A 12,743-nucleotide genomic window follows, 5' to 3' on the forward strand; every position below is an offset into this window, starting at 1 on the left:
GTGGAGCTGGCCGGGCGTCACGTCCTCGTCGCCGGAGCCGGGGTCACCGGCAAGTCGATCGTCCCCGTCCTGGCGGAGCTGGGCGCGCGGATCACCGTCACCGACGGCAACGCCGAACGGCTGGCGGAGCTCGAAGGGCTCGGCGCCGAGCTGGTGCCGGGCCTGACCGAGCCGCCCGGAGACGTCGAGCTGGTCGTCACCAGCCCCGGCTGGAAGCCGACGTCGCCCCTGCTGGTGGCGGCGGCCGAAGCGGGGATCGAGGTGATCGGCGACGTCGAGCTGGCGTGGCGCGTCGGGCAGCTGCGCGACAAGCCGCCGGTGTGGCTCGCGATCACCGGCACCAACGGCAAGACCACCACGGTCGGGATGCTGGAGTCGATCCTGCGCACCGCCGGGGTCGACGCCGTGGCCTGCGGGAACGTCGGTTTCGCGGTGCTCGACGCGGTGCGTGCGGGACACGAGGTGCTCGCCGTGGAGCTGTCGAGTTTCCAGCTGCACTGGTCGTCGACGCTGGCCCCGCTCGCGTCGGTGGTGTTGAACCTGGCCGAGGACCACCTCGACTGGCACGGCTCGATGGAGGAGTACGCGGCCGCGAAGGGGCGGGTCCACACCCACTCCCGGACCGTCGTGCACAACCTGCACGAGGAGTGGTCCGCCCGGCTCGCCGACGAACACGCGCCCGCCGACGCGCGCCGTGTCGCCTTCGGGATGGACACCCCGCGCCCCGGCGAACTCGGGATCGTGGAAGATCTGCTGGTGGACCGCGCCTTCGTGGCCGATCCGGCGACCAGCGCCGACGAACTCGGCACGCTGGCCGACGTGCGTCCCGCCGGTCCGCACAACGTCTCCAACGCGCTCGCCGCGGCGGCGCTGGCCCGCGCGTACGGCGTCACCGGCGAGGACGTCGCCAAGGGGCTGCGCGAGTACCGGCCCGCCCCGCACCGGGCCGAGGAGATCGGCGAGATCGACGGCGTCCGCTACATCAACGATTCCAAGGCGACCAACCCGCACGCGGCGAGCGGTTCGCTGCGCGCGCATCTGAACGTCGTCTGGATCGCCGGTGGCCAGCTCAAGGGCGCTTCCGTGGACGAACTCGTCGGTTCGATCGCCGGAAGGCTGCGCGGAGTCGTGCTGTTCGGCGTGGATTCACCCGTGATCGCCGCCGCTGTCGCGCGACACGCGCCGGATGTCCCGGTGAACAGCCTCCCTTCGGGTGACGATGACACCATGACTGCGGCGGTGAAGGCGGCCCGCGCCCTGGCGCGCCCTGGAGATGTGGTGCTGCTGGCCCCCGCCGCGGCGTCGTTGGACATGTACTCGAGCTATGGCGCACGCGGCGACGCGTTCGCGAGCGCGGTCCGTGTCCTGCGCGACGGTGCGGGGGAGACCAGTGACGGCGGTTGAGGAAAGAAAACGCGAGCCCGCGCAGCGCAAGCGCCGTGAACGCAAGGAAAGCCCGTTCGTCGCCTTCCGCACCGCGCTGACGGCCTGGCTTTCGCGGCCGCTCGCCTCGTTCCACCTGGTCCTGGCGCTCACCGGCGTGCTGACCGTGATCGGCATCGTGATGGTGCTGTCCGCGTCCTCGGTCGCCTCGTACAACCCCAAGACCGGCACCGGCGTGTACGCCCAGTTCAGCAAGCACCTCATGTTCGTCGCGATCGGCGCCGTCGTGTTCTGGATCGGGCTGCGGGTGCCGCTGGAACGCGTCCGGCGGCTGTCGGCGACGGCGACGGTGGTGTGCCTCGGGCTGCTCGTGCTGGTGCTGACCCCGCTCGGGTCCACGGTCAACGGCTCGCAGGGCTGGTTCCGGCTCGGCGGGTTCGCCTTCCAGCCGGTCGAGGCGGCGAAGGTCGCGCTGGCCTTCTGGGGCGCGCACATCCTGGTGATCAAGTACAACATCATCAACCAGTGGCGGCATCTGCTCGTCCCGGTCGTGCCGATCGCGCTGCTGATGTTCGCGCTGGTCATGATGCAGCCCGACCTCGGCGGCACGATCACCCTCGCGGTGGTGCTGATGGCCCTGCTGTGGTTCGCGGGCGCGCCGAAACGGCTGTTCGGGGTCATCCTCGCCGGTGGCCTGGCCGGGATCCTGGTGCTGGCGATCATCGCCCCGTACCGGCTGGCGCGGGTCATGTCGTTCGTCTCCGGCGACCCGGACACCAGCGCGGACGGTTTCCAGGCCAACCAGGCGAAACTCGCGCTCGCCGACGGCGGGTTCCTCGGCAAGGGCCTCGGCCAGGGCCAGTCCAACTGGGGCTACCTGCCCAACGTGCAGAACGACTTCATCTTCGCCCTGATCGGCGAGGAACTCGGTTTCATCGGCTGCGCGGTGGTGCTCGGGCTGTTCGCCGGGGTCGCCGTCGTCGGCCTGCGGATCGCCACCCGCAACCTCGACCCGTGGATCCGCATCGTGTCCGGCACGCTGACCGTCTTCCTGGTCGCGCAGGCCGGTATCAACATCGGCTACGTCGTCGGTCTGCTGCCCGTCACCGGGGTCACGCTGCCGTTGATCTCCTACGGCGGGACGTCGCTGGTGATCACCATGCTCATCATGGGGATCCTGGCCAACGCCGCCCGGCACGAACCGGAGGCGGTGGCCGCACTGCGCTCGCAGGGGCCAGGTAAATTCGGACGCCTGCTGAGGCTTCCCGCGCCCGAGCCGTACCGCCCGCCCGCCAAGCGCAAGGGCGGCGCGGCCAGGGGAGGCGCTGCCAAGGCGGCGAGGCCCGCGCCGAGGACGGCGAGGCCTTCGCCCGCACAGGAGCGGCGCCGTTCGGTACGGGAGCCCGGCAGGAGGACGGCCGCGCGAACGGCGGTGAACCGCGGTACCGCGAAACGGGGTACCGCAAACCGGAGAGGTCATAGGTGAACAACCCCGTCAGAGGTGGCGTTTCAGGCGAGGTCACCGGCAAGGCGCCGGTGGTCGTGGTCGCCGGCGGTGGGACCGCCGGGCATATCGAACCGGCACTCGCCCTCGCCGACGCGGTGATGCGCCTGCGTCCCGACGCGAAGGTGATCGCGCTGGGGACCCAGCGCGGACTGGAGAACAAGCTCGTCCCGGCGCGCGGGTACCCGCTGGAGCTGATCCCGCCGGTGCCGATGCCGCGCAAGCCGACGCCCGAGCTGCTGAAGATGCCGCTGAAGGTCCGCGATTCGGTCAAGCGCACCCGCGAGATCCTGGACAGGGTCGGCGCGGATGTCGTCGTCGGCTTCGGCGGCTATGTCGCGCTTCCGGCGTACCTCGCCGCGCGCGGCCGCACGCCGATCGTGGTGCACGAGGCCAACGAGAAGCCGGGCCTGGCGAACAGGGTCGGCGCGCGGTTCGCCGTCCGCGTCGCCGTCGCCGTCCCGGGGACGCCGCTGGCGAAGGCCGAGGTCATCGGCATCCCGCTGCGCCGTTCCATCACCTCGCTCGACAGGGCCGCGCTGCGCGCCGAAGCCCGCGAGCATTTCGGGCTCGACCCCGACGCCCCGACCCTGCTGGTCTTCGGCGGTTCGCAGGGCGCGGTGTCGATCAACGGCGCCGTCTCCGGCGCGGCCAAGGAGTTCGCGGACGCCGGTGTCGGTGTCCTGCACGCCCACGGACCGAAGAACACGCTGGTCGTCCAGGAGTTCCCCGGACGGCCCGCGTACGTGCCGGTGCCGTACCTGGAGCGCATGGACCTCGCGTACGCCGCCGCCGACGCGGTGCTGTGCCGCTCCGGCGCGATGACCGTCGCCGAGGTGTCCGCGGTCGGCCTGCCCGCGGTGTTCGTCCCGCTGCCCTACGGCAACGGCGAGCAGGCGGTCAACGCCCGGCCCGCGGTCGACGCCGGTGCCGGCCTGATGGTCGACGACGCCGACCTCACCCCCGCCAAGGTCGCGGAGCTGGTGATCCCGCTGGTGTCCGACGCCGACCGGGTCGCGAAGATGAGCGCGGCCGCGGTCGGCCTCGGTCACCGTGAGGCCGACGAGACCCTTGCCAAGATCGTGCTGGAGGCCGCAGGTGCCTGATCAACTCCCCGACACGCTCACGCGTGCCCACCTGATCGGGATCGGCGGCGCCGGGATGAGCGGCATCGCCCGTATCCTGCTCGCCCGCGGTGTCCAGGTGTCCGGTTCCGACGCCAAGGAGTCGCGCGCGTTCCTTTCGCTGCGTGCCCAGGGCGCCGAGATCGCCGTCGGCCAGCGCGCCGAGAACCTCGACGCGTTCCCCGAAGGCCCGTCCTCGGTGATCGTGTCGACCGCGATCAAGGACGACAACCCGGAACTGATGGCCGCGCGGGAACGCGGGATCACCGTGCTGCACCGCGCGCAGGCGCTGGCCGGGCTGATGGAGGGGCACCGCGTCGCCTGTATCGCCGGGACGCACGGCAAGACGTCGACGACGTCGATGCTGACCGTCGCGCTGCAGCAGTGCCGTCTCGACCCGTCGTTCGCCATCGGCGGCGACCTCAACGAGTCGGGCGCGAACGCGCATCACGGCGAGGGCGGCGTCTTCGTCGCCGAGGCCGACGAGAGCGACGGGTCGTTCCTGGCGTACTCGCCGTCGGTCGCCGTGGTGACCAACGTCGAGCCGGACCACCTGGACCACCACGGCACGGCCGAGGCGTACGTCTCGGTGTTCGCCGACTTCCTCGGCCGGATCGTGCCGGGCGGGCTGCTCATCGTCTGCGGTGACGACGAGGGCGCCGGGAAGCTGGGCGCGCTGGCCGAGGAGCGGGGCATCCGCGTCCGCCGCTACGGGCGTTCGGTCACCGGCGCGGACGACGCGAAGGTGCTCGACTACGCCCCCGCGCCGGACGGCGGCGTCGTCCGGATCTCGGTGCGGGGCGAGGAGATCGTCCTGCGGGTCGCGGTGCCGGGTGAGCACATGGCGCTGAACGCGATCGCCGCGCTGCTGGCCGGGATCGAGCTCGGCGCGCCGATCGAAGGACTGGCCGAAGGGCTGGCCGCGTTCGGCGGCGTCCGGCGGCGGTTCGAGTTCAAGGGCCGCGCGGGCGACGTCCGCGTGTACGACGACTACGCGCACCACCCGACCGAGGTCGACGCGCAGCTGCGCGCGGTACGGACGGCCGCCGGCCAGGGCCGGGTCGTCGTGGTCTTCCAGCCGCATCTGTACTCGCGCACGAAGGCGTTCTCGAAGGAGTTCGCGGCCGCGTTGTCGCTGGCCGACGAGGTCGTCGTGCTGGACGTCTTCGGGGCGCGCGAGAAGCCGGAGCCCGGGGTGAGCGGCGCGCTCATCGCCGACCAGATCTCCGGCGTCCCCGTGCACTACCAGCCCGCGTTCGACGTCGCGGCGAAGCTCGCGGCGGATCTGGTCGAACCCGGCGACCTGCTGGTGACCATGGGCGCCGGCGACGTCACGCAGCTCGGCCCGGAGATCCTGGCCGAACTGGACCGGCGGGCGGGCTAGCCCATGACACAGACCGGGGAACGCCGCCGCCCGGCCGAACCCGGTCGGCGTCCGCGCTCCGAACGGGTCAAGCGGACCCCACGGGCCGAACGGACTCAACGGCTGAAGCAGCGGCGCGGCAGGCGGTCGGTGGACGACCGCCGCCGTTCCGCCCGGCCGACCCGGCACAAGGAGCTGCGGCGGCGCTGGGTCGCGCTGCTTTCGGTGCTGACCGCCGTCGCCCTCGTCTACCTGCTGTGGTTCAGCTCGATGCTGGGGGTGCGGCAGGTCGACGTCGTCGGGGCGAGCTCCGTGCCCGCGGACCAGATCCGCGCCGCGGCGGCGGTGCCGGACCAGAAGCCGATGCTGCGCCTGGACACCGACGAGATCCGCGACAAGGTGGCGCAGATGCCCGGTATCGCGACCGTCGACGTCTCCCGGTCGTGGCCGAGCACCCTCGAGATCACCGTGACCGAGCGGACCGCGATCGCGTTCTTCGACAGCGGGCCCGGCGGCGACGGCGTGCACCTCGTCGACGGCGGGGGAGTGGTGTTCAAGACCGTCAAGGAACGGCCCGCCGGGCTGCCCGAGCTCAAGCTGCCGTCGGTGTCGGCCGACGACCCGGTGACCCGCGCGGTGACCGGCGTCCTCGGCGTGATCCCGCAGCAGTTGCTCAAGCAGGTCACCACCGCGACGGCGAAGACCCCCGGCAGCGTCGAGTTCGCGCTGGCCGACGGGAAGACCGTGCGGTGGGGGACCTCGGCCGACACCGAACGCAAGGCGAAGGTCCTGGCCGCGCTGCTCACCCGCGAGGGCAAGGTCTTCGACGTCTCGGCCCCCGATCTGCCCACCGTCTCCTGACGCGTTTCGTCCTCTGGATGCGATAGTTCGTATCCCCGACTACCGCATTCAGAGGACGAAATGCGGGGCGCTCAGCGGGTGACGAGGGCTTCGATACCGTCCAGCATGCGTTCCAGGCCGAACGCGAAGGTCTCGTCGGCGGCTTCGCAGGTGTCCGCGTCGTAGCCGCCGCTCTCCCAGATCCGTGTCATCGCCGGATGCCGCGCCACGTCGAAGTACTTCTCCCAGAACACCGACCGCTGCCCCCACCAGGCGTCCGTCGACTCCCCGGTCTCCTGCTCGACCTGCGCCGTCTCGGCGAACAGCGTCGCGTTGGCCTGCACGTAGATCTCGATGCTGTTCGCGGCCGCGGCCGCCTCGCGCGGTTGCAGCCCGATGTCCGACACCGCCGCGATCACGTACTCCTGGCCCGCCATCAGCCCGGGCCCGAGCACCGGCCGCACCATCGACGTCGAACGTAGCCACGGGTGTGCCCGGAACACGGCCAGTGTGCGGTCGGCGTAGAGCCGCACCTGCTCGCGCCAGCCGTCCGGCCGCGGGTCGCCGGGGCCGGGGAGGTTCCGTTCGGCGAGCACGGAGTCGACCATGAGATCGAGCAGTTCCGTCTTGCCGGGGACGTAGGTGTAGAGCGTCATCGTGCCCGCGCCGAGTTCCTTGGCGATCTGGCTCATCGACACGGTCGCCTCGCCCGCCCGGTCGGCGAGCGCGACGGCGGTGGCGATCACCTGGTCGAGGGTCAGTTTGGGTTTTCGTCCCCTGCTCGGCTGCCGGGCTTCGCCGCGGTCACGCCACAACAGATCGAGGCTGCGCTCGAAGTCCATCCACACTCCACTCGGCCGTGAAGCTGGATTCTACATTCTCGTATGCTGTACGGTTAAACTGATCCCGTAGGGCGTACGAAAAGGAGTGGGGAATCGTGACGATCCTGGTGACCGGTGCGACCGGAAGCGTCGGCAGGCTGCTCGTCGACGAACTGGTGAAGGCCGGGGCGCCGGTGCGGGCGTTGACCGTCAACCCGGCGAAGGCGGCACTGCCCGAGCAGGTGGAGGTCGCCAAGGGCTACCTGGGCAAGCCGGAGACGTTGCCGGAAGCCCTCAAGGGCATCGAGACCGTGTACCTGGCCCCGCTCGCGGCGAAGGTGGACGACTTCGTGAAGCTGGCGAAGGAGGCCGGAGTGCGCCGCGTGGTGGCGCTGTCGGGCAGCAACGCCGACGACCCGGCGGACAACTCGAGCGGCGTGGACTACGCGATCATCGAGAAGGCCGTCCGGGAGGCGGAGTTCGACTGGACGTTCCTGCGGCCGGGCGCGTTCATGAACAACACGCTCGGCTGGGCGGCGACGATCAAGGCCGAGCGGGTGGTCCGCGAGGCCTACCCCGAGGCGCGGATGACGCCGATCGACCTCGCGGACATCGCCGCCGTCGCGGCGCACGTCATCCTGACCGAGGGACACGTCGGCAAGAAGCACACGCTGAGCGGTCCGACGGCGATCAGCCAGCGCGAACAGGTCGCCGCCATCTCGGCCGCGCTCGGCGAAGAGGTGGTCTTCCAGGAGCTCACCAGGGAAGAGGCGAACAAGCAGTGGGCGGCCGCCGGGGTCCCGGCCGAGATCGCCGAGTGGCTGCTCGACGGCTTCGCGTACTTCACCGAGAACCCCGACAAGCCGACCGGCGTCGTCCAGGAACTCACCGGCCGGCCCGGCGTCACCTACGCGGAGTGGGCGGTGGCGAACGTCGAAGCCTTCCGCTGAGCCCGTCACTCGCGTGATTGAAGCCGTATCTTGCGTGATTGGAGACGTTCCGGCTTCAATCACGCGAGATACGGCCAGGAACACGCGAGATACGGGTTGCCGACGCGTCAGCGGGCCCGGCGGGGGAGGCGGGTCGGCAGCGGAGCGCCCCGCGGCTGGTCCGAAGCGGGTGGCGGGGACGATCGCTGCGGCTGAGGCAGCGGCGGCGGGGCCTGAGCGGGCCAAGCCGGGGTGATCATCGCCTGGGCCCCGACCCGGCGGACGGGCAGCCCATGCGATTTCCGGGCGGGCAGGCCGGGCCAGATCTCGCCCGCTTCCTTGGCGGCGTCGCGGATGGCGGTGCCGTCGAGCGAGGTGCGTGACTCCTCGATGTCGCGGTCGAGCCACTGGACGATGAACTCCAGCGGCCCGTCGGGCGGCAGCGGCCACAGGAAGATCTCGTGGTCGACGTGGAACGCCGAACCGCCCAGCCCCTGCGCGCGCAGCACCGGCTGATCCGGTTTGGTGGCCGACGGCACGGAGATGGTCTCCGAACTGGCCCGCCTGCCGTCGGGGAACAGCACCCCGACCAGCAGCGCGTTGTAGTCCGGGACCCGGCGGTGGTCGATCAGGCCTTCGCCGGGTTCGTCGAGCAGGAGATCCCGCGAGTACACCGACAGCTGGAAGGACACCGACTCCGGCCACACCTCGATGCCACGCAGCGCCACGATGGTCCGTTCGGCGCGGCCCAGCGGCATCGACCACGGCAGGATCGCCGGGACGATGTACTCGTGCGGTGTCTCCACCCAGGGGCGGCCGTTGTAGCCGAACAGCTCCTGTTCCGGCACCGGGAACAGGGGGCGGCTGCGCGGACCGTCCGTGAAGAAGCTCATCGTGGCGCGGCGGAACGCGGGGTGAAGCTGTCCGACCTGCCGTTCACGCCGTCGACTACCACCATGCGCTCACGGTAGCCGATGACCATGCCGGTACTGAACGGTTTCAAAGCACCTTTCGCGTCACCCGAAGCCCTTGATCTTCACCTTCGTGCCCTTCGGCACCTTGGTGCCCGGCTGCGGATCCTGCTCCAGGACGAAGTCGAAACCACCGTTTCCGCCGCCGTGACCGTTCCCGTTTCCGCGACCCTGACGGTCCGGCTCCAGACCCGCCTGTTTCAGGATCTGGATCGCCTCCTCCATCCGCTTGAAGGTCACGTTCGGTACTTCGACGGCGTTCGAAACGAACACGCCGATCCGGCGGTTGCTCGCCTTGCCGCCGCCCTTCGGGTCGGTGCGGATCACCTGACCGGCGGCGAACTGGTCGGAGAACTCCTCGCCGGCCTGGAACGGCTGGAAGCCCGCCTGCTGCAGGATCTGGAACGCGGCGTCCTTGCTCTGGCCCGTGACGTCCGGGACCGGCGGCAGCGGCTCGGGACCCTTGGACAGGATGATCGTGACCTGCCCGCCGATGTTCAGCTGCGAGCCGGGGCCAGGGTCGACGCGGACCACCTTGTTCTTGGCGACGTCGCTGTACTCCTGCTCGCCCTGGACCGGGGTCAGCTGCGCGGCCTTGATCGCCGTCTCCGCGTCCTGCTGGCTCGTCCCGGCCTGGATGTCGGGCACGATCGGACGGCCCTTCGACAGCACGACGTTGACCGTGGCGCCCGGCGCGAGCGACGTGCCCTCCGCGGGGTCGGAGCGGATCACCGTGTGCTGGGCGGCGGTGTCGCTGTACTCCTCGGTGTAGGCCGGGGTCAGCTTCGCCGACCGGAGCGCGTCACCGGCGGCGGCCTGGTTCATCCCGGTGAGCTTCGGCACCGACGACGACGTCGGGCCGGAGTCGTTGAGGATGAAGGCGAACGCGCCGATCAGACCGCCGAGCACGAGCACCGCGGCCGCGATCATCAGGTAGAGCCGTTTGCGTGACCCCGGCTGCTCGTCGCCGGCGGCCGGTTTGGGCCGCGGGGGAGGCGTGCGGGGCGGCTGCGCGGCCGGGATCTGCGGCTCGCGGTGCAGCGCTTGCGTTCCGCGCGGCCCGGTGACCGGCAAGGTCGCTTCGGCGACCGGGGGAAGCACGGTCGTCGCGGCGGCGGCCGGAGCCACCGCGGGGACGGCGGGGATGCCGGGCGTGGTGCGCTCGGCGTCGGTCTCGCGGTCGGCGTCGGCGGGCAGCGGGACCGGCACCGGGACCGCCGGGACGCCGAGGACGGTGCGCAGATGGTTCAGCTCGGCGAGGAACGCCGCGGCGTCGGCCGGTCGCTGCTCGGGGTCACGGCGCGTGGCGCGCAGGATCAACTCGTCCAGCTGCGGCGGGATCCCCGGACGCAGCTCGCTCGGGCGCGGGACGTCGTCGTTGACGTGCCGGTACGCCACCGAGAGCGCGGTGTCGCCGGTGTACGGCGGGCGTCCGGTCAGCATTTCGTAGAGCAGGATCCCGGCCGAGTAGACGTCGCCGCGCGAGGTGGTCGCGCCGGTCGCGACCTGCTCGGGCGAGACGTAGGCGACGGTGCCGAGGATGACGCTCGAACTCGTGGTGCCCGCGCTCGCGACCGCGCGGACCAGCCCGAAGTCGCCCACCTTGACCACACCACCCGACAGAGCGGTTCCCCCGCGGCCGATGAGGACGTTCTCCGGTTTGACGTCGCGATGCACCAGACCGGCGGCGTGCGCCGCGGCCAGCGCGGAGAGGACCGGTTCGGTGATGCTCAGCGCGAGCGCGACGTCCAGTGGACCGCGTTCGGCGAGCAGTTCGCGCAGGGTGCCGCCGTCGACGAGTTCCATGACCAGGAACGCGCGGCCGGACTCCTCGCCGCCGGGGGTGTCGAAGCCCTGGTCGTGCACCGCCACCACGTGCGGGTGGTGCAGCCGGGCCGCCGAACGGGCTTCCCGTTCGAAGCGTTCGACGAAGGACCTGTCGTCGGCGAACCGCGGGTCCATGATCTTGATGGCGACCTGGCGGTCCAGGCGGGTGTCGACGCCGCGGTACACCGACGACATCCCACCGCGTGCGAGCAGCTTGTCCACCCGGTAGCGGCCCTCGAGCAGAGTGCCCACCAGCGTGGGGTCCGTGCGTGTCACGGCTATGGATCGTACGGAAGTACCCATGTTCTGGTGTACGGGACCTGGGTCGCCGGGGATCACGATTCCCGGCATTTCGTCGAATTGGCGGTATCCGTGACCATGCGGGCACTGTCCGTCATGACTCGTGGCCGTCACCCATGCGCACTAACGGAGGGGGAGACGGAATGTGGCACAGTGTCACCTGTGAGTGGTATTCCCGTCGCCGACGACGTTCTCGATGCAGATGTGGCCGTTCTCCCGCTTCCGGAGGTCGCGACCGCGCTGAACGTTTCGGCCAACAAGGTCCGCCAGATGCTGCGCGACGGCCACCTGATCGCCGTCCGGCGCAAGGGCGAGCTGTACGTCCCGGCCGCGTTCCTGGTCAAGGACGGCGTGGTCAAGGGCCTGGCGGGCACCATCACCGTGCTCGCGGACTCCGGGTTCAGCCGGACGGAGATGCTGCGCTGGCTCTTCGCCGAGGACGAGACCCTGCCCGGCATCACCCCGGTCAACGCGCTCCGCACCAGCCACGGCACCGAGGTCAAACGGCGCGCGCAGGCGATGGCGTTCTAGTCCGCCCGGACGTTCTGACCAGTACATACGTCGCAGCCGCGAGAAGCTGGAATCCCGCCGCGGCACCCAGCGCGGCGGTTACGGAGAGTGCGCTCAACGGCCCCGCGACCGCGGCTCCGACCGCGAGTCCGGTGATCTTCACGCTCGCCGCCGTCGTGAAAACCTGAGCCCGTACCGCCGCGGGCGCTTCGCGATGCCGGATGGCGAACAGTGCCGAAAGCTGGGGTCCTTCCGCGAATCCGGCGAGTACGGCGGCGGCCAGCAGGAGCACCACGCCGTGGCCTGCCGCCGCGAGCAGGAAGCTCGCGCCCAGCAGGACGGTGCTGGCGAACACGGTGCGATCCGGCTGCGGTGGCTTGCGGGCCAGCACGGCGTTCGCGGCCAGTGACGCGGCGGCCAGCACGGTGAGCAGGAGCGCGCCGAACCCCGGGTTCCCCAGTCGCTGGGCGCCGAGCAGCGGATAACAGACCACGGCGATCCCGATGCCGACGAAGGACACGGTGGACGTCGCCGTGGCCCGCAGCAGCGCGCGGTTGCGGAAGAGGACCGCGAACCCGTCGGCAAGCTGACGGCGGATCGGTCTCGTGGGCTTCGCTTCGGTGGCGGGCAGCGACCATGCCGCCGGGAAGGCGGCCGCGACCAGCGTGATCGCGAGCGCCACGGCGGCCGGGGCGCCGGCGTACGCGGCCACGAGCCCGGCGAGTCCCGGCCCGGCCAGGCTCGCGGCGGTGAACGTCATCGCGTCCAGCGTGCTCGCCCGCTCCAGTGGTGTGCCGCCGCGGACCTGCGGCAGCTGCGCCGTCCAGCCGCCGGCCAACGCGGGGTTGAGCAGTCCCGCCGCGACGGCCACCACGATCGCCGCGGGGAGTTCGACCAGCGCGAGCACCGCGCCGAGCCCGCCCGCGTACGCGAGCAGCGCCCACGCCAGCAGCCGTCCCGGCCGGGGACTGCGGTCGAGCAGGGCGCCGAGCAGGGGCCCGCCCGCCGCCGCGGAGATCGTCAGGCCCGCGAGCAGCGCGGATCCGGTGGCGGCCGAGCCGTCGACGCTGAGTCCCAGCAGGAGCAACGCAGGCCCGGACAGCTCGTCGCCGGTCCTGGCGACCGTCGCGCCGGTCAGGTAGACGGCGAGCCTGTAACGGCTTCTCATAGC

General features: G+C 71.3%; 11 protein-coding genes. 7 read left to right on the forward strand and 4 right to left on the reverse strand.

What is annotated here, in order from left to right; genetic code table 11:
• Genes murD through AB8M46_RS34355 form a run of 5 tightly spaced genes read left to right on the forward strand, consistent with a single transcriptional unit; the run spans position 1 to position 6,235 of the window.
• Positions 1 to 1,404, forward strand: coding sequence for a UDP-N-acetylmuramoyl-L-alanine--D-glutamate ligase (gene murD / locus AB8M46_RS34335; protein WP_037343195.1), 1,404 nt, complete (start codon positions 1 to 3; stop codon positions 1,402 to 1,404).
• Positions 1,391 to 2,869: a putative lipid II flippase FtsW gene (gene ftsW / locus AB8M46_RS34340; RefSeq protein ID WP_037343198.1), complete on the forward strand. Its 1,479-nt coding sequence runs from the start codon at positions 1,391 to 1,393 to the stop codon at positions 2,867 to 2,869. Before murD ends, ftsW begins: the two co-directional genes overlap by 14 nt.
• Positions 2,866 to 3,993, forward strand: a complete 1,128-nt coding sequence (gene murG, locus AB8M46_RS34345; protein WP_394362895.1) for an undecaprenyldiphospho-muramoylpentapeptide beta-N-acetylglucosaminyltransferase — start codon at positions 2,866 to 2,868, stop codon at positions 3,991 to 3,993. The genes ftsW and murG overlap by 4 nt, the downstream gene beginning before the upstream one ends.
• The gene (gene murC, locus AB8M46_RS34350) at positions 3,986 to 5,395 is read left to right on the forward strand and encodes a UDP-N-acetylmuramate--L-alanine ligase (protein WP_394362896.1); all 1,410 of its coding nucleotides are present in this window, start codon (positions 3,986 to 3,988) and stop codon (positions 5,393 to 5,395) included. The genes murG and murC overlap by 8 nt, the downstream gene beginning before the upstream one ends.
• Positions 5,396 to 5,398: 3 nt before the next feature.
• Entirely contained in the window at positions 5,399 to 6,235 is an 837-nt protein-coding gene (locus AB8M46_RS34355; RefSeq protein ID WP_394362897.1) for a cell division protein FtsQ/DivIB, read from the forward strand.
• A 71-nt stretch (positions 6,236 to 6,306) separates the two neighbouring features.
• On the opposite strand, the gene AB8M46_RS34360 is transcribed toward AB8M46_RS34355, so the two are convergent.
• Positions 6,307 to 7,056 carry a TetR/AcrR family transcriptional regulator gene (locus AB8M46_RS34360; protein ID WP_394362898.1) on the reverse strand — a complete coding sequence of 250 codons (750 nt, stop codon included), beginning with the start codon at positions 7,054 to 7,056 and terminating at the stop codon, positions 6,307 to 6,309.
• A gap of 95 nt (positions 7,057 to 7,151) precedes the next feature.
• Between AB8M46_RS34360 and AB8M46_RS34365 the strand changes: the two genes are divergently transcribed.
• Positions 7,152 to 7,985 carry an NAD(P)H-binding protein gene (locus AB8M46_RS34365; RefSeq protein ID WP_394362899.1) on the forward strand — a complete coding sequence of 278 codons (834 nt, stop codon included), beginning with the start codon at positions 7,152 to 7,154 and terminating at the stop codon, positions 7,983 to 7,985.
• A gap of 107 nt (positions 7,986 to 8,092) precedes the next feature.
• Here AB8M46_RS34365 and AB8M46_RS34370 read toward each other — a convergent pair whose 3' ends face one another.
• Together AB8M46_RS34370 and pknB are read right to left on the reverse strand one after the other, a co-directional pair.
• Entirely contained in the window at positions 8,093 to 8,857 is a 765-nt protein-coding gene (locus AB8M46_RS34370) for a hypothetical protein (RefSeq protein WP_037343212.1), read from the reverse strand.
• A 123-nt stretch (positions 8,858 to 8,980) separates the two neighbouring features.
• Positions 8,981 to 11,038: a Stk1 family PASTA domain-containing Ser/Thr kinase gene (pknB, locus tag AB8M46_RS34375; RefSeq protein ID WP_350596229.1), complete on the reverse strand. Its 2,058-nt coding sequence runs from the start codon at positions 11,036 to 11,038 to the stop codon at positions 8,981 to 8,983.
• 186 nt (positions 11,039 to 11,224) lie between these two features.
• Here pknB and AB8M46_RS34380 point away from each other — a divergent pair, with 186 nt between their 5' ends.
• Positions 11,225 to 11,593: an Rv2175c family DNA-binding protein gene (locus AB8M46_RS34380; protein ID WP_125737847.1), complete on the forward strand. Its 369-nt coding sequence runs from the start codon at positions 11,225 to 11,227 to the stop codon at positions 11,591 to 11,593.
• Here AB8M46_RS34380 and AB8M46_RS34385 read toward each other — a convergent pair.
• Positions 11,562 to 12,740 (reverse strand): MFS transporter, encoded by a 1,179-nt coding sequence (locus tag AB8M46_RS34385; protein WP_394362900.1) that lies wholly within the window; start codon positions 12,738 to 12,740, stop codon positions 11,562 to 11,564. The two genes, AB8M46_RS34380 and AB8M46_RS34385, sit on opposite strands and share 32 nt — an antisense overlap.
• Positions 12,741 to 12,743: the final 3 nt, after the last annotated feature.

The sequence above is a fragment of the Amycolatopsis sp. SB7-3 genome (assembly GCF_041021335.1).
Classification (GTDB): domain Bacteria; phylum Actinomycetota; class Actinomycetes; order Mycobacteriales; family Pseudonocardiaceae; genus Amycolatopsis; species Amycolatopsis japonica.

Coding starts and splice junctions, on each gene's coding strand:
- AB8M46_RS34385 (WP_394362900.1), bottom strand. CDS start 12,740: ATGAGAAGCCGTTACAGGCTCGCCGTCTACCTGACCGGCGCGACGGTC.
- AB8M46_RS34360 (WP_394362898.1), bottom strand. CDS start 7,056: ATGGACTTCGAGCGCAGCCTCGATCTGTTGTGGCGTGACCGCGGCGAA.
- AB8M46_RS34355 (WP_394362897.1), top strand. CDS start 5,399: ATGACACAGACCGGGGAACGCCGCCGCCCGGCCGAACCCGGTCGGCGT.
- AB8M46_RS34370 (WP_037343212.1), bottom strand. CDS start 8,857: ATGAGCTTCTTCACGGACGGTCCGCGCAGCCGCCCCCTGTTCCCGGTG.